The sequence below is a fragment of the Bacillus sp. FSL M7-0307 genome (assembly GCF_038627835.1).
Lineage (GTDB): Bacteria > Bacillota > Bacilli > Bacillales > Bacillaceae > Bacillus > Bacillus altitudinis.
The window spans coordinates 1,320,532-1,340,778 of sequence record NZ_CP152023.1 but is presented as its reverse complement, the minus strand read 5'-3'; the positions used below and the strand labels follow the sequence as shown (position 1 = coordinate 1,340,778).

Here is a 20,247-nt window from a genome sequence, read left to right as displayed (position 1 = left end):
TAAAAAAATCATGATAATATAGTTGATAGTAGTTCAATTTTTTACATATTGATATATCAATTGAACATAAAAATAAAAGAATATTGAGGAGAACCATGCACAATCATCATTTTCTTATTGACAACAATCTGAAAGAATTAACGGAGCATTCAACCACCACATGGCCTATTGCTCTATATCATACAAAGATTCGTGATCATATGAGCGGATATATCCCTCTTCATTGGCACGACGAATTTCAATTCGTCTTTATTTTGGAGGGAGAGGCTGAGTTTCACATTAACGAGAAGATATTGAACATTCAGCAAGGAGATGGTGTATTCATCAACAGTGGCTGCTTACACATGGCAAAGGATGCAAATGGGACGACATGTACTTATATTTGTTTAAACGTTTCACCTCACTTCATCACAGCCAATGAGTTATTCACCACGTTCGTTCATCCATATATGCATGCGAGTCAAACACCTTTTATTTTATTCAACCGAAAAGACGGATGGCCAAACCGAATCTATCAATGTATACAAATCATTCAACGATTAATCGAACAAACTCCGGCATATTATGAACTCGAACTTAATATACAGCTCATCACGATTTGGAAATGCCTTTTACAAAATCGTTTTCAACTGACATATGATGCACGTAAGCACGATAGAAATGAACGTATGAAACATATGCTGAATTGGATTCATGAACATTATCATGAAAAGGTTCTTCTTCAAGATATCGCTCGTGAAGGACAATTAAGCCGCTCTGAATGCTGTAGATATTTCAATGATATTTTAAAGAAATCTCCTATACATTATGTGAATGAATATCGAATTCAACAAAGCCTCATTTTGCTTCAAAAGACGGACTTAAACATAACAGAAATCGCCTACCAAGTTGGATTCAGCAGCACTAGCTATTTTATTAATATTTTTAAAAGAGTAAAAAATACAACACCTTTATCATATAGAAAATCAAAGGCGTCGTTTACATCCAACTGAAACGCCTAGTTGGAAAGGATACCGGATAAATGATGGTGCTTTTGCTAAGAAGGATTCATTCATTGTTCTTCTTCACGTTTCAGAATCATCATGAATGGCTATTGTAAATAAGAGTGATGAAAATCTAATGGTTTTTACAATAAGTCTATTTGCAATTTACTAATAAAAACGTATAATTTATACTAAGCACAGGAAGACGAAAGACAAAGGAGAGAAAAAATGGACGATTATGCTCATACTAAAGACATAGAACCTACAGCAGAAAACATCGCAAAAGCCATTTATACTGTTAACCGCCATGCTAAAACCGCACCAAATCCCAAGTTTCTTTATCTTTTGAAAAAACGTGCGCTGCAAAAACTATTGCAAGAAGGTAAAGGAAGAAAAGTGGGCCTACATTTCTCTAACAATCCCAAATATAGTCAACAACAGTCCGACGTGCTGATTGAAATTGGAGATTATTATTTTCATCTGCCACCAACTAAAGAAGACTTCGAATTTTTGCCACACTTAGGAAATTTAAATCAATCATATCGCAATCCAAAAGCGAATATGTCATTAAATCGAGCGAAACAAATACTTCAAACGTATGTCGGTTTAAAAGAAAAACCTGCCGCCACAAAACAAAAATCACATTATACAAAACCCGTCTTCAAACGGCTCGGGGAAAGTTATTTTTAAACAGAAAAACCACTCAAAGCGAGTGGTTTTTTCTTTAGATAATAAAATGATCTACTTTTTCAATCAACTGATGAATTTCTGGTTTACTAATTTGATCATCTGCACCGATGGTTTCCCCTTTATGACGCAGATCGTCCGTAATTAATGAAGAGAAAATGAGAATTGGAATGGACTGTGTTAAAGGATTGTCCTTCAGCAGCTTTGTTAATCGATGTCCATCCATTTTTGGCATTTCTATATCTGTAATAATCATATCAATTTCTTCTGTCACACTAATGCCTTTACTGACAAGATCCATGACATGGTCATATGCTTGTTTCCCATCTTCAAAGGTCACAATGTTTTTATAGCCTGCCTCGGTTAATTCATTTGTTAATAAGCGCATGAGAAGCGGAGAATCTTCAACAACATACAGCTTCTTCCCTGTTCTTCGCTCGTCTTTCTCACCGTCAAACATATGATATGTGTCTACGCCAGATGCGGATTCAATATCATAGATGATTTTTTCGTAATCTGGAAGGAAAATCATTTTCTCGTCAAGCTTGATGATCCCTGTTAAATGACGGTCCATTCCTTGATTGAGTGCAGTTGGTTTTTCAATCTCTTCCCAGCTGACGCGGTGAATTTGTGATACCGTTCCTGTATGGAACACAAATTTCCGTTGGTTGAATTCAGTCACAATGTATTTCTCTTGTTCTGACTGATCTGACTCGACATTAAAAAAGGAAAATAGATTGATGACTGGTAAAATCTCGCCTCGTAAACTAATCATCCCTTCTACATCTTGGTGAGAGTGCGGTACAACTGTCACCTCAACTGGCTGAATAATTTCTCTTACTTTCATGACGTTAATGCCGAATTGATTTGAACCAATTTCAAACTTCACAATTTCCAATTCATTAGTACCAGAGTCAAGTAAAATTTCTTGTTTGTTTAAAGCCACGGAAATCCCTCTATTCTTCAATATAAGATTGTACTTTTTATATCGGCAGCATGGGTAAAAAGTTGACGTTTCTTTACGCTTTCTCTCGCACGAATTGATGAATCACAAGTCCTATGGCTGCAAGGATGAGCAAAGACCCTAATGCAAGACGGCTTGCGAGATTCCCATGTGCTGCAAATAGCAGTGTGACGGAGCCATAAATGATGGGACCAACAATTGAAGACACCTTTCCCGAAAACGCAAAGAGACCAAAAAATTGTCCTCGTTTTTCTTTAGGCGTCAGCTCAATAATGAGGATTCGTGATGATCCCCAACTTGCGCCAAGTGAAATTCCGAATAGACTGCCTGCTACCCAGAAGACCCATTCAGTTGTCGCTGTCACAGCTAGAATGAGCGCCACAATTAAAATGACATACACGACTGTAATCGAGCGCTTTGCCCCGATGGCCTTTGTGACATATCCGAATAGAAACGAGCCAATGATACTTGAAATCGTGGACACAAGATACAGCAAAATAAATTGACCTGCCGTAAAACCAATGATAATTTTTGCATAAACAGCCATCATCGCAATCGCTGTCTGTAACGCATCATTCATAAAAAAGAAAGCGATCATAAAAATAAAGGCCGGTTTGTACTGCTTCATCTCTTTAAACGTACGAATAATCTCTTTATACCCGCTAAAAAAAGACGCCTTTTTCTCTTGCTGCGGCAGAGGGTGGGGGTCCTTTATAATAAAGAGAAAGGGCAGAAAAAAGAGAAAGAATAAAAGGGCTGTCGGAATGAACGCTCCATGAAACTGGTCATTTCCTACAAGTAAATAAACAGAAAGGCCGACAAGTGTACCTAAATAGCCGACAGCAATACCGAATCCAGAAATGAGGGGGATTTCATCCTTTGTCCCAAGATCGGGCAAAATGGTGTCATAAAAAACAAGACTAGAGTGATAGAAAAATTTGGCGATGACGAACAAGGTAACCACCACCAATAAGGAGACAGGAAGACCAAACCATTCGCTTGAGAAATCAATCCCAGCAAAGATCCCCATCATAAAGGTACAGGCAATACAAATCAGGGTAAACACCGTGATATACCGCTTCTTTTTCCCTGTACGATCAATCAGCACACCATATAAAGGCGTAAAAATGACGAGGAAAAAGCTTGCAAGTGCGTTCGCATAAGAAATAAATGTACTGGCGATTTGATCCATCCTCGCACTGTCGCCTATCGTCTCCTGCAAATAAAATGGGAAGAAAATGGTGATCATATTCGATGAAAATATCGTATTTGCAAAATCATACAATGCCCAGGCCAAAACAGGTGCGGTGAAAAAGAGCCCGAAGCTTGCCCCTTTTTTCTGAACAGTCATTTTCCCTCTTTTCAATAGATTGACTCCCTTCTCTGCTTTTATTTTCACTATCATTCTACTTTATGTGACGTTTCCCTCTTCCATACAAGCAATCTATACAAAAAGCACCCCTTACTATTTAGCAGAGGTGCTTCTCTTCATTATTTCTTTACGACAATGGTACTTGCAATCAAGTCGTGAAGTGCTTGTTTTTTTTCTGTGAAAAACGCAATGATGTAGCCAATGAATAAGATTGGAGACAAAAAGCCTTTTGCAAAAAAGCGGCCTGTCGCGCGCCCGAATGTTATTTTTCCACCCGTTACTTTTGTCACTTTGATGCCAAGAGCCATCTTGCCAAGAGTTCCTTGCAACTTTGATGATTCCATGATCGCATAATAAAGCCAAGTCACCGCGATACCGATTAAGGTCGTTACGCCATAGAAAAAGAGAAGGCCCACAATGACTGCCCATTCTTCATCCGTGATCACCGTTGAAGAATAGTAATAGCTATCATCATACATTAAAAATGCCGCCTCAGGGCTTGAGACAAAAAAGAGTGTTGCGAGAATAAATACAATGATTGAAAATGGTACACTAATAATGACACCGTCTAAAAGATGAGCAAGAAAACGATAACCTACTCCAGCTAGTTCAGGATGTTTTTCTTCTTGAATAGGTGCTTCTGACATGTTTGTTTCCATCCTATTTCTCCTTTATTATGTATGTTTTCTATAAATTTCTTATAATCATTCGTTATTATATCTTATGAATATCGCAAGATCAATGGAGCTTTACATTTTTACATGAATTTTAGATCATCTTTCAATGATGATTTATGTGAATAAATACTGAAAATTCACAGAAATTATGGCACATCTAGTTCTTTCAACGCCTAATTTTTTAACATTTTGTGATATTTTCCTCTCATTTCGATTCTTCTGTTGACAATCACGTTTCACATGGTACAATAGTCAAGGATTTTTTAAAGAAAGGTGTTCATGATGGGAACTGTCGTACTATTAAAGAACAACGAAATGACTGTGATTGAAGATATTTGCGAAGCTGATTTTTTAGATATGAAACATGGTTTATCTAATGAAGATGCTGCTTATATCTCTTGGTATGAAGATTACGATACTGCTTATGGATATTGATTTCATTTCATAGATGAAGCGTAAAAAAAGGCGATACAACCTTCAAAGAGGTGGTATCGCCTTTTTTACGTTTGTGTGCTTCTTTCACTTTCAGGTTCTACATGAATAAAGATTTGTGCATGCGGAAACGCCTGCTGAATGTTCTCTTCAATTCGATCACATAATTGGTGAACATCTTCAATGGTTGTTTTTCCATGAACAATCAAATGAAAATCAATATATTCTTCAGCACCGGATCGTCTTGTTCGAAAGTCATGATATTCAATGAATTCTTGACTAAATGTTTGAATGATGCCCTCTATCGCTTGTTCTTCTTCCGGGGTTAACCGGGCGTCGACAAGCGGCGGGAAGGCTTCCTTCATGAGTTTAAACGCTTCACGCATAATATAGATCGCTAGCACCATTCCAATAATCGGATCGAGGAAATACCAGTCCGTTAATGCAACAAGCAATAAACTAATAGCGACCCCTAGTGACGTAAACACATCTGTTAAAAGATGCAGTGCATTCGATTTCATGGCAACAGAATGTACTCGCTCTGCCTCTTTGTTCACAACTCTCGACACAACAAAATTGATAAGTGCCCCGATCAGCATGACCACAATACCAAGTACCGGCAGTTTAACAGGCTCTGGATGCATTAATTTATGAACACATTCATAAATGATCCAAATCCCAGCAACAAAAATCAACAAAGTTTCAATCGTTCCAGAAATATTCTCAACTTTCCCATGTCCATAAGGATGTTTTGAATCTGCCGGCTTTCTTGAAATACGAACAGAGATAAATGCAATAAAAGAGGCCATTAAATCGAGAAAAGAGTGAATGGCTTCTGATAAAACCGCAACAGATCCAGTTAACACCCCTACAATGATTTTAAGGACCACAACAAACGTATTACTCATGACGGATAAAAAGGCTATTTTCGATGTCTTTGCTGATTGATCCATCTATTATCGTCCTCCTTCAGGAGATCGTATGCCTGTGAAAGCAATTCCCATGACTTGATTCTCTCGTTCTTTCAGTTTATACCGTTTTGCCTTATTCTAATCATCTTAAGCAGAGCTGTATTTTCCGAGCAGGTTACGCTATAATAAATGTTGCTCTTTCTTCATATATCACTCATGCTGTGATGGATAGGAGAATAGACTACATATAACGATATCCGAAGCCTTTCCGCAGGTGACATTTATGCAGTGAATGGTAAAATAGGATAAAAACATAAATTTTTAAGGTGATGAGAAATGGAGCATTTGCTGAATCCAAGAGTAAAGGATATTGAAATTTCAGGCATTCGAACATTTTCAAATCTCGTATCTTCATATGAGGATGTCGTTTCATTGACCATAGGTCAGCCCGATTTTTATACGCCGCATCATGTCAAAACAGCTGCCAAAACAGCCATTGACGAGAATTTCACCTCGTATACTCATAATGCTGGATTTTTAGAGCTAAGACAAGCGATCCAGCAGTACATCAAAAAGAAAGTCCATCTTGATTATGATGCAGAGTCAGAAATCATTGTGACAACAGGTGCGAGTCAAGCAATTGATGCTGCGTTTCGAACCATTTTGACTGAAGGCGATGAGGTCATCCTGCCCGGCCCTGTGTACCCTGGCTATGAACCGATCATTCGGATGTGCGGTGCGGTGCCCGTGCATATCGACACAACAAATGCCGGTTTTAAATTAAATGCCAAGCTGATTGAAGATGCATTAACGGATAAGACAAAGTGTGTTGTCCTTCCATACCCTTCAAATCCAACTGGGGTCACGCTATTAGAAGAAGAATTGAAAGAAATTGCACAGCTTCTTGAAGGAAAGGATATTTTTATTCTATCTGATGAAATTTATAGTGAGCTGACATTTGATCGTCCGCATCATTCCATTGCTTCTTTCTTAAAGGAACAGACGATTGTCATCAATGGACTGTCAAAATCTCATAGCATGACCGGATGGAGAATCGGCTTTTTATTTGCTTCCGCTCCTATTGCTAAACATGTATTAAAAGTACATCAATATAACGTGTCTTGTGCCTCGGCTATCTCACAAAAGGCGGCACTTGAAGCAGTGACAAATGGTGTGGATGATGCACTGATCATGAGAGAGCAATATAAGAAAAGGCTCGACTATGTATATGATCGACTCATTTCTATGGGGCTTCCGGTCATTAAGCCTTCCGGCGCTTTTTATATTTTCCCTTCCATTGAATCGTTTGGGATGAGTTCTTTTGATTTTTGCATGGAGTTGTTAGAAAGTACAAAACTTGCGGTCGTACCTGGTTCTGCTTTCTCTTCACTCGGAGAAGGATATGTGCGCCTTTCCTATGCATATTCACTTGAAACGTTAAAAGAAGGACTTGACCGTCTCGAACAATTTGTACTTGAAAAGCGTTCCATACAATCAACAGACGGATGAAACAACGGCTCTCTTGCCGTTGTTTTTATTTTGCGGGAAACATGATGTGAAACACAGTCCCTTTTTCAGGGTGGCTATCTACCCGGATGGTTCCGTTGTGATTTTCTAAAATATTAAATGTCACCATGAGCCCAAGCCCTGTTCCCTTTTCTTTTGTCGTTAAAAAAGGTTCACCGATCCGCTTCATGACCGATTCAGGAATACCAATTCCTTCATCTCTAATCGTGACAAGTATCCCTTCTTTTTCGGCTTTGGCGGTAATGTCTACCTTCCCTCCGTCTGGCATGGATTCGACGGCATTTTTGATTAAATTGATAAACACCTGCTTCAGCTGGTTTTGATCCCCATTCATCAGGAGATCCTCCTCAATATCACTTGTGTTCATCAAAATTCCATTTAAGTTGGCCTGTGTTTCTAGCAGAGCGGTGACTTCGCTAATGATTTTTTTCAAATCAAGCGTCTGCATGGATGCCGTTTGCTGCGGCTTTGCAAGCATTAGTAGCTCACTTAAGATGATTTCAATCCGGCTCAGCTCAGAGAAGACAATTTCAAAATATTGATCACGGTCTTTTGTTTTTGGTTTAATGAGCTGTAAAAAGCCCTTAATCGCCGTCAGTGGATTCCTTATTTCATGTGCAATGCCTGCTGCCAATTGACCTGCGATTGATAATTTTTCAGAGCGCAGCATGAGTTCTTCTGTTTGTTTTCGTTCAGATATATCTCTTAAAATAATTTGAACGGCTGTTTCACCAAAAAATGTGGTAGGGATACAAACCATTTCTGTATAAATCAACCGGTGTTTAAACGTATGGCAGCTCATCGTCACAATCTCAGAATCTGATGCTCTTTCGATAATACGTGATATGCTCTTTTTGACTTTTTGCTGATCACATGAATGGATTTGATGAAAGATATCTTTTCCGATTAATTTATCGTAATGTTCGGCTTCAAATAATTTAATACCTGATTCATTCATAAATACCCATTTATGATCGTGGATGACGGCAATGGTATCAATGGAATTTTGGATAAGCAGCTGATACCGCTCTCTACTTTTTTGAAGAACGGTTTGAAATTTTTTACGGGAAGAGATGTCCACTAATAGTAAAAGTTCTGCCCGTTGATTTTGATAAATTGCCGGAGATGACTTCACTTCAATATGAATCATGCTCCCGTCTTTCCTTTTCCATATTTGTTCAATCATTCCGACTGGAAGGCCTTGCTGCAGTCTTTTGATTCGGCTTCTCACAATGTCATGGTACTCCTCGGCAATAAAATCAAACGCAGACTTGCCGATCATTTCATCTTTTGTACATACACCCATTAATTGCAGCATCGCATCGTTGGCATACACAATTTTTCCAAGCGCCGTAATACATAACGGATTTGGCAGCATGGCAATCAGATTTTCAGCTTCACTGACATCTTGGAAAGCCGGTAGACTGCCTAACGACTGTTCTGACACTTCTGTTGGTTGAAATGCTGCTTTTTGAGGCTCTGTATTCATTACCCTCATTTTCAGGATCATTTCTCTACTTAATTCGTTGTCTAACCCATCACAAGCAACAAAATCAATGCTTGCTTCTACCCATACAGCTGTAAGATCACTTCTAAGCAGTCTAAAGTGGCAAATCTCTAGCATGTGCTGATTATAGAAATAACTTTCGACGAGAAATTGATCTTCGGTATGAACAAAGTCTTTCAAAAAACACCCTAGTAAATCCTTTTGTTCATAGAGCAAAAGCTGCTTACAATTGGAAGAAATGTAGAGAAAGCGGCCATTAGAAGAAAGAACGGCATGTAAATCAATATTCGAGTACAGCTGATTCGAATCTTTCATTTTTTGTTCCATCGTCGTCCGACCCTCCTTTAATTTTTTTAGGGTTGTCCTTAGTTTGATGTATAAAAAGGATTCGCTAGAAAAACCGTATTTTCCTCCCAATCTCGTGTGAAACGTCCATATTTTCAGCAAAAAGGGAGCACTTTCTCTTGCTGTGCTCCCTGCTGTTTATTGCTTTTCATATTTCTTTTGTAATTCAACGTACTTATCAACAATTTTACTTGGAATGGTTTTAATGACAGGATCTTTATCTGATACATAAGGTGTGACGACACTAAATGCCACTTTCGGATTGGAAGAAGGATAATATCCTCCAAAGGTTAAATTGTACGTGGCATTCCCCCACCAGCTCCGGTTGGCACCATAGTAGAAGGTTTGGGCTGTACCCGTTTTCCCTGCAACATCATGCTGACCGAACCGGCCAGCGGCAGTCCCGCCTGTTGATGTGACCATTTTTAGTCCCATTTTGACGCGGTCGATATCTGCTTTCGAGTTGTTAATGGTGTTCAGCACCTTCGGCTCATATTTCTTCACAACAGGGCCTACTTCTTCCTTATTCGTTGGAAAGTGAACACTTTTCACCACTCTTGGCTGAATACGGTTACCTCCATTTGCGATGGTCGACATGTATTGTGCGACTTGAAGCGGTGTATATGTGTCATACTGACCAATCGCTTCATCAAGCAAGAGTCCGCCGACTGTCTTAGGATGCGTCTGCATTCCGCTTGATTCCTGCGGCAAGTCGATGCCTGTTTTCACGCCAAGACCGAATTGCGCATAGTAGTTTCTCATTTTTTGTAAATGTTCAGGTCTTGCTGGTAACGGGCCATCTTTTTGATAGGTAATCCCTGCCATTCTCATCGCCACTTGGAACATGTAAACGTTGGAACTTTTTTGGAGTGCCTGAAGGTCGTTAACCCATCCAAGAACTTTGTAAGACTGTTTCGGCTTTCCTCCACTTCCCGCAAAATACAGCGGTGTATCCATATAGGATTGGTTGTGTGACATGCCATCTTGATAACCAGAGAGGACAGTAGCTCCTTTGACAACAGAGCCCATTTCATACTGTGTCGTAAATGTTCCGATCGCATAATCTGTGACGTCTCTGCCGTCCATTTTCTTCCCTGACATCGCGAGAACATCACCTGTGTTTGGGTCCATCATCACAACAAAGGCACGGTCCATCATATAGTTTCTTGCACTAGCGGATCTTAGCTCTGATTCAACGATTTTGTCGACTTCCTTTTGCAGCTCCATATCAAATGTGAGTGCAAGGTCAAGTCCTCTTCGTCCTTCTGTCCGCTTGATTTCATCAAGCAGTTTTCCGCCGACCTGTGTATATTGAACAGTTGCTTTTTCTGGATTGAGAAAGTCCTCATATTGATATTCTAAATAACTTTTTCCTACTCGGTCATTTCGCGAGTAACCTCTTGCCATATAGTAATCTTCACGCTCTTTTATAATGCCTTGCTCTGGGGTGGTGACACCGCCAAGGACATTATAAAGGGTTTTTTCATACGGATATTTCCTTGTCCAGTCATTGATGACATTTACACCAGGCAGTTCATCAAGATGCTCTGATACAAGTGAGATCTCTTCGTATGTCAAACTTACGGATGATGTCTGTTTTGATTCTTTTGTTTCATCAAGCAGCGCAACTTTTTCGTCCCCTTTTTTCTCTTCGTTCGGGTCCATCGCTTTCACGATTTGAGGTTCAAAGGCATATCCGCCTGTAAACCTGCGATAGATCGCTGCAACTGCTTTTTCCTCTGCATCTTTTTCGATCGCCTTGACTTCTTTCTTAGGCACACGCTCTACTTGAAGAGGATAGACATCTTTTGCTTTAAGATTCTTTTGCTCTGCTTTTGAAATGAGCTTATCCGCTTCTTTCGGATGGCTTGCCAGCCAAAAATCTCGAATGTCACGCTCTCTCAAAAAATCTGTATCCATTTTTATATAAGTCGCAAGTTTTCTTGCTACTTTAATCTTATCCTCCGCTTTCACACCGCTTTCTGATGTATAAACGATGGCAGGTACACTTTCGTTATCAACAACGACTCTTCCTCTCGCGTCATACATTTTTCCTCTTGGAGACGGGTATGATGCTGTTTTGACCTCAGTTCGGTTGGCTTGCTTTTTATAATCCTCACCATTGACGATTTGCAGCACGCCGAGCTTGATGACAAGTCCAGCAAATAAACTAAATACAGCGAAGAAAAAGAGATTAATTCTCCAGGCGTTCCGGCGCTTCATTTTTTTCTGCTCGGCAGCACCTTGATGCTGTTTCTCTCCCACTTATGTAGCTCCTCTCATCCTTTCAATCTTTTACAATTACCACTCATTATTGTAACACTTTTGTAATAGTTGTTACAGCGAAACAAGTGAAAAAAAGCTGTCAATCCCTATTCTGCAAAAAAATATACTAACACTTTAAAATATTGGTATGTTTATGTCGTTTTCTTTAAATAGAAAGATTCTCCATTCATTGATATAAGGAGACTCTTTCTATGACTTTAACAAAAATGACAAATGGGCGTTGTCAATGGAGGATGCTGGTACGTTTATAACAAAAAGTCCATGTTATGATTTTCTGTGAGAAAACAAAACAAAGATTTTAGGAGGAGTTACAAAATGAAAAAGAAATCATTCATTTTTTCAGCGCTGACAGCTGCTGCATTGATCACGTTCACTGGAGGGCATTCAGCTGATGCGAAAGAGCTTAACCTGAAACAAGTCATAAACGTACAGCATCAAGCCATTGATCTTCATACATTAGCTGCAAAATTACATATCTCTTCAGATGTAAACAAGCTAAGCACTTCAAATCAAAAAGAGATCGAAGCTCTATTAAACAAGCTGATCAAAAGTGGTCAACCTGTTACTGGTACAAAAGTGGTGAAAGAAGTTAATAAAGCAAAAAATGAGCAAAAACAAGAATCAGTGAAAAAACCAGCTGCTTCTAAACCAAGCACACCAGCAAAACAAAACACAACGAACAACAGCTCAAAATCTGATCAAAAAGACACAACTGCAACAAAAGCAGACAGCAGCTTAAATGCATTTGAACAAGAAGTGGTTGAACTGACAAATAAAGAGCGTGCAAAACAAGGCTTAAAAGCTCTTTCCGTTGATTCTAAATTAAGCAAATCTGCTCGCGCTAAATCACAAGATATGAAAGATAAAAACTATTTCTCTCATACAAGCCCAACTTACGGATCTCCATTTGATCAAATGAAGCAATTTGGTATCACGTACAAAACAGCAGGTGAAAACATTGCTCAAGGTCAAAGATCACCTCAAGAAGTAGTAACAGCTTGGATGAACAGTGAAGGTCACAGAGCGAACATTTTAAACAAAAACTATACACATATCGGTGTAGGTTATGTGAAATCTGGTAACTACTGGACGCAGCAATTCATCGGAAAATAAGATCAAAAAAACCTGTCTCTATTTGGGACAGGTTTTTAGTTTGTCTTCTTTTTTCAGCCATGTGAGGGCTTGTTTACACGCTACAAACTGTTCCACCTAGGCGGGGCAGTTTTTTTATTTCACCCATAATTTATAGATGCTTTGTGTTCCGCTGTTTTCTTCGCCCTGTTCGCTGAGCTTTTCATATAATGACTTCGCTAGTGAAAGGCCTGGCATCTCTTCTCCCATCAGCTCTGCCTCTTCAAGTGCAATGCCCATATCCTTAATAAAATGCTTCACATAAAATCCTGGCTCGAAATCACCTTTCAGCATTCTTGGCGCAAGGTTTGACAAAGACCAGCTGCCGGCTGCTCCTGTTGTGATGCTTTTAAGTACCTGCTCTGGATCAAGTCCTGATTTTTCCGCATAAGCCATTGCCTCTGCCACACCTACCATCCCTGCTGCGATAGCGATTTGGTTACACATTTTTGTATGCTGACCACTTCCTGCAGGTCCTTGATATTGAATATTTTCTCCCATTTGCTGAAATAGCGGCAGGCACGCTTCATAGGCTGCTTTTTCTCCACCAATCATAATGGCAAGCGTGCCATTTTTGGCTCCTACGTCTCCGCCAGAGACCGGCGCATCTAATGCAAATAGTCCTTTTTCCTTCGCTTTCGCTTCAATTTCTTTTGCCAGCTGAGGTTTCGATGTGGTCATATCAATGAGGTATGTACCAGGCGCAGCATGTGTCACGAGTCCATCTTCTCCTAAATAGACTTCTTCTACATCTGATGGATACCCGACCATTGTGATGACGGCATCTGCCTCCTTTGCGATCTCCTTTACGGTCGATTTCCAAAGAGCACCTTTTTGAACCAATGTGTCTGCCTTTGCTTTTGTTCTTGTATAAACGAGAACTTCGTAGCCAGCATCCATTAAATGCCCTGCCATACTACGTCCCATTACACCGATTCCAATAAAACCAACTGTTTTGATTTGTGCCATCACGAATTCCTCCTTATAGAGACTTTGTCAATCCACCATCAATGATGAGGGTTTGACCTGTCATATATGTATTGGCTTCAGATAAAAGAAAAGCCGCATATGCTGCAAATTCCTCTGGCTGCCCGTAACGGCCCAGCGGAATCATACGTTCAGCTTGTGCTTTGATCTCTTCAACCGATTGTTGCTCCTCTTGTGCACGGTGTTTGTCCAACTGTTTCACACGCTCTGTTTCAATTTTCCCCGGGGCTAAGGTATTGATCAAAATACCATCTTTGGCAAGCTCCTGGGCAGCTGTTTTTGTCCAGCCGGTAATGGCCGGTCTAAATGTATTCGACAGCATCAAGCCTGGGATCGGTTCTTTGACCGACATAGATGCAATATTTAACACACGTGCACCTTGTTTTTTTAAATACGGCAAGGCTTCTTTTAATAACCGAATATAGCTGAGTAAATGAAGCTGAAATGATTCCATCCAATCTTCATCTGTTAAGGTTTCAAGTGTTCCTGTTTGAGGACCGCCTGTATTGTTCACGAGTATATCAAGACGTTTTTCATCACCTGCTGCTGCGACGACAAGCGCTTTAATTTGCTCGGCGTCAGATACATCACATACTTGATACGTCAGCTTCCCTTTTACAAGCGGGGATAATTCTTTGACCGCTTCTTGCAGCGTGTGCTCATGTCTTCCCGAGAGCATCACATCTGCTCCCTCTTTTGCAAGATGAAAGGCAATGGCTTTACCGATACCTTGACTGCTTGCTGCGACCAATGCTTTTTTTCCAGATAGATTAACATGCATGTTGGCACCCTCCTCTGTTCATATTTTATCATACAAAAAGAACCTTGCTCACATGGCAAGGTTCTTTTCTGCAAGATTATAGTTTAAACCGATTGACTGCCTGACGCAGTGCCTGACTTGATTCGTTCAACATTTCTGTTGATGTTTTCGTTCTTTCTAAAGCTTGTACTTGTTCGTCTGTCGAAGCATGTACTTCCTCAGCTGAAGCGGCGGATTCTTGTGAAATGGCCGCAATACTTTGAATGGAATCATTCATTTTCTGCTGTTCTTCAGTCATTTCATTGATTTGTGTATGAATGCTGTCAATGGAGCCGACAAGTGCCTGCATTTCCATTGTGATACTGCTGAGTGCCTCTCCTGTTGAATTGATGGCATCACCTTGTTCTTCATTCATTTTGCTTGCTGCTGTCATCGCTTCAGCTGCCTTTTTCGATTCATCTTGAATGAGTTTTACGGTTTCACTAATATGTTTCGTTGATTCTGCAGATTGTTCAGCCAGCTTTCTGACTTCTTCTGCAACAACAGCAAATCCTCTTCCGCTTTCTCCTGCTCTCGCTGCTTCAATACTTGCATTCAGTGCGAGTAAATTCGTTTGATCTGAGATTTCAGAGATCGCTGTTACGACGTTTTCAATATTTTTCGTTTTATGCTCAAGGTCAAGCAGCATTTGCTCTACCTTCTTCGATTCTTCATTCGCTTGTGTTGATTTTTGGACGAGCAGACCAAGAGCATCAAGTCCTCTATAGCTTGCATCTTCCGATGATTTTGAGTTGGTTTGCATTTGCGTGGCAAGCTCACCCATATGACGAACTTTTTCATACAAATGCTCTGATTTTTCATTAATGGTTTCCGCTTCTGATGCTTGTTTCGTCGCTCCTACAGCGACCTCTTGAATAGCCGTTGCAATCTGTTCACTAGATAGCAAGGTCTCGTTTGAAATTTGTGTCACTTCATCCGTTGATTTCACAACCTGATCTGAAGACTCTTTCACTTTTTCAATTAAATCCCTGATACCTTCAGTCATTTGATTAAAGCTTTTCGTAAGGAAACCTATCTCATCCTGAGACTTCGACTCAAGCGAGCTGGTTAAATCGCCTTCAGACACTTTACGAACATGCTCGATGAGGCGTTTAATTGGTGTTGTAATGCTTCTAGCCAATAAGTAGCTTAGAATCATGGCAAGTATAATGGCAATGACAGAAATAATGATACTTGTCTGATTCATTTGTTCAGTGATCCAAAGAAGTTTCTTTTTCTCGAAGCTCACACCGATCGTCCAGTTTGCCTCTTTAATTTTTGAGATGACGGTCAGCTGTTTATCATCATCAATACCCGAGTTGTCGATCGCTTTTTTCACAGAAGCGACTTTTGAGATATTTTTTCCTTGCTCTGTTGGATGTGCCAAAATGGTCCCTGTGCCGTCAACTAAGAAAGCCGTTCCCATATAAGGAATCTTTTGTTCTTTTATATAAGACTGAATGGAAGCCAGTTTCAAGTCAAGTCCAGCGACACCGACTACTTTCCCATTTCGTACGATCGCCTTCGTGGCTGAAACGACCATTTCATTTGTTGCTTTATCAATGTACGGATCTGTCCATAGGACTTCGTCAGGCTTTTCAGCTGCTTGAATATACCAGTCTCGTTTAGACGGATCATACCCTTCACCAAAATCGGACTCCGGGAAAGCGAACATTTTACCATCACTTGTTCCTATATAGGCAAGCGAGATGAGTTCATCCTGCTCCTGCAATCCTTTTAATTCATCGTTTTCAAATGCCAATGTCTGCTTTGTTTGTTTCTGTGCAAAATCTTCAGTAAGTGTACTTGTTGCCAATTTGTTAATCGTATCACCGTAATTCTCAAGCTTTAGTGCTATGATGTCTCTCATGCTTTCTGCCGTTGCTGCTGTCGTTGTTTTCGCATCTCGTTCAATCAATGGTCTTAATACTAAATTGGAACCCACTTGAACTGCGACAACGGTTAAAATTAAAATAACTGAGATGAAAACAGCTATTCTCACTTGAAGTTTCTTAAACATCTCATCACCCCTACATCCTACTTTCGCATCTTAATGTGTATATCGGCAAAATTGGTACCGCATTCAATAGTTGTAAGAAAATTTAAATAGAAAAAACAAGCCATAATGACTTGTTTTAAGTAAAATATTCAATTTTTGCAGACGGAAAGTACTGTTCGATATATGATTCTAATGTCTGTCTAAGTTCTTGTTCTTCATCTTTTTGATAGATATATTTTCCAATTCCATATCTACCCCACTTATATCTTCTCTTTTCTTCATCTAGTTCTAGTTTTGTTTTTGGATAGTTTTTTTGGATGACACGCTTCGCCGGTTTTGTAAAACGGTGCTGAATCATTTCAAAGGTGATATCTTGTCTCACTTCTTCAGGGAGAGCTGCATCGAGTTTTTCAAATAGGACTTTATAGCCCTCTTGCCACCCTTCATGAATGTAAATAGGGGCAATAATAAAGCCAAGTGGATAGCCTGCTTTTGCTACCTTTACAGCCGCTTCAATCCGCTGATCGAGTGGTGATGTTCCAGGTTCGAAATATTTAATGACATAATCGGCATTGATACTAAAGCGGAATCTTGTTCGCCCATTGTGTTTTGCATCTAACAAATGGTCTACATGATGAAATTTCGTAACAAAGCGCAGTTTGCCAAGATCGGTTTGACCAAAGTATTCAATCGCTCGTTTGAGTGTGTGAGTCAAATGGTCAATTCCTACGATATCGGATGTACATGAAGCTTCAAATCGCGTGATATCAGGTGCACGCTCGTTCATGTACTGTTCAGCCTGATCTAAGATCTCTTCTACATTGACGTACGTACGAATATACGGCTTACTCCCCATCGTCGTTTGCAGGTAGCAATAATGGCAATGCCCCATGCATCCTGTCGCAAACGGAATGGCATACTCTGCAGATGGTTTAGATGTATCAAATTTCAAGGTTTTTCTCACGCCGATAACGAGCGTCGATTTTGCATTACGGTACTTTTGTAAATCATTTTTCCCCGGAATATTTCTCACTTGGTTGTGTGACGTTGTTTCTCTAATTTCAATTCCCATACCTTCAAACTTTTCTTTCAGCTCTTGTCCTAATGGGTACTCTAGCGCCCGAGGTTCAATATACACAAGCTGAGGAACGAACGGTTTGATCATATTTAGCACATCCTTACCTTATAGGTTCATACCGTTACTTTAACCTCTCAGGATGGCTTCTATCCTTTCTAAAATCTCCCTTATTCAAACAGATCTTGATAAAGGGCTTCTGCTTCTTCGTATGTTGGAAATACGGCATCATCAGGGGCTAATGGGTGATATGTTTCAAGTAGAAATAGCGCAAGCTCTTGTTCATTGTAAGGGTGTGAAACGATTTCCGCTTCTTTAATTTGTGCGACATTGGCTGCATGTGGATTTCGATAAATGACATATACTTGATCACCTGGCTTATAGTTAGAGAAAGACAAACTGGTCACCTCCATTTTTTATTTTAGGATGCCCTTCTCTGCAAGCGATATGACTGATTATGATAAAATTCGACAAAAAAACCAGACAGTTTGACCTGTCTGGTTTACATCACCTAGTTATGTTGAAACGTATTTTTCACGAAATCAACCACTTCTTCAGTTGTACTCAGTGATAAGATATGCTCTTTAAATGATGCAGCTTCTTCCTTAGAAAGCTTGCTTAACTGCGTTCTTGCTGGAAGAATTGATGTTGCGCTCATTGAAAATTCATCTAATCCTAATCCAAGTAGGAGCGGGATTGCGATTTCATCTCCTGCCATCTCACCGCACATGCCAACCCATTTACCTTCTTTATGCGCTGCTTCAATCACAAGCGTTATGAGGCGTAAAATAGCTGGATTGTATGGCTGGTAAAGATAAGACACTCGTTCGTTCATTCGATCAGCAGCCATTGTGTATTGAATCAAATCATTTGTTCCAATACTGAAGAAATCTACTTCTTTTGCAAATTGATCTGCGATAACAGCTGTTGATGGAATTTCTACCATCATTCCGATTTCAATGGAATCAGATACTTCTGTACCAGCAGCAACCAATGCTTCTTTTTCTTCAAGTAAAATAGCTTTTGCTTCTCTAAATTCTGATAACGTCGCGATCATAGGGAACATGATTTTCAAGTTTCCGTATGTACTTGCACGAAGTAACGCGCGTAACTGTGTTCTGAAAATCTCCTGCTCTTCAAGGCAAAGGCGGATCGCTCTATAGCCAAGGAACGGATTCATTTCTTTTGGAAGCTGCAAGTAAGGAAGTTCTTTATCGCCACCAATATCTAGTGTGCGGACAACCACAGCTTTGCCTTCCATCTTCTCTAAAACGGTTTTATACGCATCGAACTGCTCTTCTTCTGTTGGGAGCTGATCTCTGCCCATGTATAAAAATTCTGTACGGTACAATCCAACTGCTTCGCCGCCATTTTCAAGTACACCTTTCACATCTTCAGGTGTTCCAATATTCGCAGCTAACTCTACGTGAACGCCGTCTTTTGTGACCGTTGGTTGGTCAACAAGTTTCGCCCATTCCGCTTTTTGAGCTAAGTAGTCTTCATGCTTTTTTTGATACGCTTTCACTTCATCTTCAGAAGGCTGAATGATGACGTCTCCGCTAATACCATCAACAATGATCAGATCATTGTTTTTCACCGTTTTTGTTGCTTCTTTTGTCCCAACAACTGCTGGAATTTCCATTGATCTTGCCATAATCGCTGAGTGAGAAGTACGACCACCGATATCTGTCGCAAAACCTTTGACGAATTGTCTGTTCAGCTGAGCTGTATCAGAAGGTGTTAAATCTTCAGCAATGATAATGACTTCTTCAGAAATCATACTTGGGTTTGGAATGTCAACGCCTAGCAAATGACCAGTGACACGTTTTGTAACGTCGCGAATATCCGCTGCACGCTCCTTCATGTATTCATTGTCCATTGCTTCAAACATTGTAACAAACATTGTTGCTGTTTCTTTTAAAGCAAATTCAGCATTTACTTTATCCGATGTGATTTTATCCTTCACTGGGTTGAGCAGCTCTGGATCACTTAACACAAGAAGGTGTGCAGAAAAAATATCCGCTTTATCTTGGCCAAGTTCTTTTAGCGCATGCTCTTTAATTGCTTCAAGTTCTTGCTTTGAAACATGAATTGCTTCTTCAAAGCGTTTCACTTCTGTCTCTGGATCATTGATGTCTTTTTGGTGAACTGTTAAATCTGGTTCTTCTAGACGATATGCTTTTGCAATCGCAACGCCTGCTGAAGCACCGATTCCTTTCAGTTGTTGCATTACTCGCCTAGGCCTTCACTTTTCATTGTGTCTTTTAGTGCAGCAAGTGCATCATTTTCATCAGAACCAGAAGCAGAGATTGTGATTGTAGCACCTTTCGCAATTCCTAGAGACATTACACCCATAATAGATTTCAGGTTCACTGTTTTACCATTATATTCTAAGTTGATATCAGCATCATATTTACTAGCAGTTTGTACAAGAACTGTTGCAGGACGTGCGTGAATTCCAGAATCTGCAGTTACTTTGAATGTTTGTTGAGCCATTTTTATCAATCTCCTTTTTATACATTTCATACATCCACAATATTATATCATACTGCCGAGCTTGTCATC

18 protein-coding genes are annotated in these 20,247 nt (G+C 39.9%); 5 read left to right on the top strand and 13 right to left on the bottom strand.

Going from position 1 to position 20,247, the window contains the following annotated elements:
• The first annotated feature begins 95 nt into the window (after positions 1-95).
• Positions 96-992 carry a helix-turn-helix domain-containing protein gene (locus MHI41_RS06800; RefSeq protein ID WP_125588961.1) on the top strand — a complete coding sequence of 299 codons (897 nt, stop codon included), beginning with the start codon at positions 96-98 and terminating at the stop codon, positions 990-992.
• Positions 993-1,211: 219 nt separating this feature from the next.
• Positions 1,212-1,673, top strand: a complete 462-nt coding sequence (locus tag MHI41_RS06795; RefSeq protein ID WP_008356877.1) for a YkyB family protein — start codon at positions 1,212-1,214, stop codon at positions 1,671-1,673.
• 34 nt (positions 1,674-1,707) lie between these two features.
• Here MHI41_RS06795 and MHI41_RS06790 read toward each other — a convergent pair whose 3' ends face one another.
• The 3 genes from MHI41_RS06790 to MHI41_RS06780 all read right to left on the bottom strand — a co-directional run bounded on the left by MHI41_RS06790 (position 1,708) and on the right by MHI41_RS06780 (position 4,665).
• The gene (locus tag MHI41_RS06790) at positions 1,708-2,616 is read right to left on the bottom strand and encodes a chemotaxis protein (protein ID WP_008348035.1); all 909 of its coding nucleotides are present in this window, start codon (positions 2,614-2,616) and stop codon (positions 1,708-1,710) included.
• 73 nt (positions 2,617-2,689) lie between these two features.
• Positions 2,690-4,000 (bottom strand): MFS transporter, encoded by a 1,311-nt coding sequence (locus MHI41_RS06785; protein WP_342494661.1) that lies wholly within the window; start codon positions 3,998-4,000, stop codon positions 2,690-2,692.
• Positions 4,001-4,125: 125 nt separating this feature from the next.
• Entirely contained in the window at positions 4,126-4,665 is a 540-nt protein-coding gene (locus tag MHI41_RS06780; RefSeq protein ID WP_007498690.1) for an RDD family protein, read from the bottom strand.
• 300 nt (positions 4,666-4,965) lie between these two features.
• Between MHI41_RS06780 and MHI41_RS06775 the strand changes: the two genes are divergently transcribed.
• Positions 4,966-5,118 carry a hypothetical protein gene (locus MHI41_RS06775; protein ID WP_017367142.1) on the top strand — a complete coding sequence of 51 codons (153 nt, stop codon included), beginning with the start codon at positions 4,966-4,968 and terminating at the stop codon, positions 5,116-5,118.
• A gap of 65 nt (positions 5,119-5,183) precedes the next feature.
• On the opposite strand, the gene MHI41_RS06770 is transcribed toward MHI41_RS06775, so the two are convergent.
• Positions 5,184-6,068 carry a cation diffusion facilitator family transporter gene (locus MHI41_RS06770; RefSeq protein WP_342494660.1) on the bottom strand — a complete coding sequence of 295 codons (885 nt, stop codon included), beginning with the start codon at positions 6,066-6,068 and terminating at the stop codon, positions 5,184-5,186.
• Between the two features lie 294 nt (positions 6,069-6,362).
• On the opposite strand from MHI41_RS06770, the gene MHI41_RS06765 reads away from it, so the two are divergent.
• Positions 6,363-7,535 carry an aminotransferase A gene (locus MHI41_RS06765; protein ID WP_272511450.1) on the top strand — a complete coding sequence of 391 codons (1,173 nt, stop codon included), beginning with the start codon at positions 6,363-6,365 and terminating at the stop codon, positions 7,533-7,535.
• A 25-nt stretch (positions 7,536-7,560) separates the two neighbouring features.
• Here the strand turns inward: MHI41_RS06765 and MHI41_RS06760 are convergent, their stop codons facing one another.
• Together MHI41_RS06760 and MHI41_RS06755 are read right to left on the bottom strand one after the other, a co-directional pair.
• The gene (locus tag MHI41_RS06760; protein WP_197197276.1) at positions 7,561-9,387 is read right to left on the bottom strand and encodes a PAS domain-containing sensor histidine kinase; all 1,827 of its coding nucleotides are present in this window, start codon (positions 9,385-9,387) and stop codon (positions 7,561-7,563) included.
• A gap of 156 nt (positions 9,388-9,543) precedes the next feature.
• Complete coding sequence (locus MHI41_RS06755; RefSeq protein WP_024719663.1) at positions 9,544-11,670, bottom strand: penicillin-binding protein 2; 2,127 nt, start codon at positions 11,668-11,670, stop codon at positions 9,544-9,546.
• 336 nt (positions 11,671-12,006) lie between these two features.
• Between MHI41_RS06755 and MHI41_RS06750 the strand changes: the two genes are divergently transcribed.
• Positions 12,007-12,804 (top strand): CAP domain-containing protein, encoded by a 798-nt coding sequence (locus MHI41_RS06750; protein WP_048003071.1) that lies wholly within the window; start codon positions 12,007-12,009, stop codon positions 12,802-12,804.
• A 114-nt stretch (positions 12,805-12,918) separates the two neighbouring features.
• Here MHI41_RS06750 and MHI41_RS06745 read toward each other — a convergent pair whose 3' ends face one another.
• From MHI41_RS06745 to MHI41_RS06715, 7 genes are all read right to left on the bottom strand, one after another.
• Complete coding sequence (locus MHI41_RS06745) at positions 12,919-13,791, bottom strand: NAD(P)-dependent oxidoreductase (RefSeq protein WP_342494659.1); 873 nt, start codon at positions 13,789-13,791, stop codon at positions 12,919-12,921.
• Between the two features lie 13 nt (positions 13,792-13,804).
• The gene (locus MHI41_RS06740) at positions 13,805-14,590 is read right to left on the bottom strand and encodes an SDR family oxidoreductase (RefSeq protein WP_017367137.1); all 786 of its coding nucleotides are present in this window, start codon (positions 14,588-14,590) and stop codon (positions 13,805-13,807) included.
• A 76-nt stretch (positions 14,591-14,666) separates the two neighbouring features.
• Positions 14,667-16,628: a methyl-accepting chemotaxis protein gene (locus MHI41_RS06735; RefSeq protein WP_035392234.1), complete on the bottom strand. Its 1,962-nt coding sequence runs from the start codon at positions 16,626-16,628 to the stop codon at positions 14,667-14,669.
• Between the two features lie 115 nt (positions 16,629-16,743).
• The gene (splB, locus tag MHI41_RS06730) at positions 16,744-17,772 is read right to left on the bottom strand and encodes a spore photoproduct lyase (RefSeq protein ID WP_007498710.1); all 1,029 of its coding nucleotides are present in this window, start codon (positions 17,770-17,772) and stop codon (positions 16,744-16,746) included.
• 80 nt (positions 17,773-17,852) lie between these two features.
• Positions 17,853-18,095 (bottom strand): transcriptional regulator SplA domain-containing protein, encoded by a 243-nt coding sequence (locus tag MHI41_RS06725; protein ID WP_034646394.1) that lies wholly within the window; start codon positions 18,093-18,095, stop codon positions 17,853-17,855.
• Positions 18,096-18,193: 98 nt separating this feature from the next.
• Complete coding sequence (ptsP, locus tag MHI41_RS06720) at positions 18,194-19,912, bottom strand: phosphoenolpyruvate--protein phosphotransferase (RefSeq protein WP_017367135.1); 1,719 nt, start codon at positions 19,910-19,912, stop codon at positions 18,194-18,196.
• On the bottom strand, positions 19,912-20,178 hold the full coding sequence (locus tag MHI41_RS06715; protein ID WP_003211078.1) for a phosphocarrier protein HPr: 267 nt from the start codon (positions 20,176-20,178) through the stop codon (positions 19,912-19,914). The genes ptsP and MHI41_RS06715 overlap by 1 nt, the downstream gene beginning before the upstream one ends.
• Between the last annotated feature and the right edge of the window lie 69 nt (positions 20,179-20,247).

Coding starts and splice junctions, on each gene's coding strand:
- MHI41_RS06725 (WP_034646394.1), bottom strand. CDS start 18,095: ATGGAGGTGACCAGTTTGTCTTTCTCTAACTATAAGCCAGGTGATCAA.
- MHI41_RS06760 (WP_197197276.1), bottom strand. CDS start 9,387: ATGGAACAAAAAATGAAAGATTCGAATCAGCTGTACTCGAATATTGAT.
- MHI41_RS06800 (WP_125588961.1), top strand. CDS start 96: ATGCACAATCATCATTTTCTTATTGACAACAATCTGAAAGAATTAACG.
- splB (WP_007498710.1), bottom strand. CDS start 17,772: ATGATCAAACCGTTCGTTCCTCAGCTTGTGTATATTGAACCTCGGGCG.
- MHI41_RS06750 (WP_048003071.1), top strand. CDS start 12,007: ATGAAAAAGAAATCATTCATTTTTTCAGCGCTGACAGCTGCTGCATTG.
- MHI41_RS06745 (WP_342494659.1), bottom strand. CDS start 13,791: ATGGCACAAATCAAAACAGTTGGTTTTATTGGAATCGGTGTAATGGGA.
- MHI41_RS06780 (WP_007498690.1), bottom strand. CDS start 4,665: ATGGAAACAAACATGTCAGAAGCACCTATTCAAGAAGAAAAACATCCT.
- MHI41_RS06795 (WP_008356877.1), top strand. CDS start 1,212: ATGGACGATTATGCTCATACTAAAGACATAGAACCTACAGCAGAAAAC.
- MHI41_RS06765 (WP_272511450.1), top strand. CDS start 6,363: ATGGAGCATTTGCTGAATCCAAGAGTAAAGGATATTGAAATTTCAGGC.
- MHI41_RS06740 (WP_017367137.1), bottom strand. CDS start 14,590: ATGCATGTTAATCTATCTGGAAAAAAAGCATTGGTCGCAGCAAGCAGT.
- MHI41_RS06770 (WP_342494660.1), bottom strand. CDS start 6,068: ATGGATCAATCAGCAAAGACATCGAAAATAGCCTTTTTATCCGTCATG.
- MHI41_RS06775 (WP_017367142.1), top strand. CDS start 4,966: ATGGGAACTGTCGTACTATTAAAGAACAACGAAATGACTGTGATTGAA.
- ptsP (WP_017367135.1), bottom strand. CDS start 19,912: ATGCAACAACTGAAAGGAATCGGTGCTTCAGCAGGCGTTGCGATTGCA.
- MHI41_RS06735 (WP_035392234.1), bottom strand. CDS start 16,628: ATGTTTAAGAAACTTCAAGTGAGAATAGCTGTTTTCATCTCAGTTATT.
- MHI41_RS06715 (WP_003211078.1), bottom strand. CDS start 20,178: ATGGCTCAACAAACATTCAAAGTAACTGCAGATTCTGGAATTCACGCA.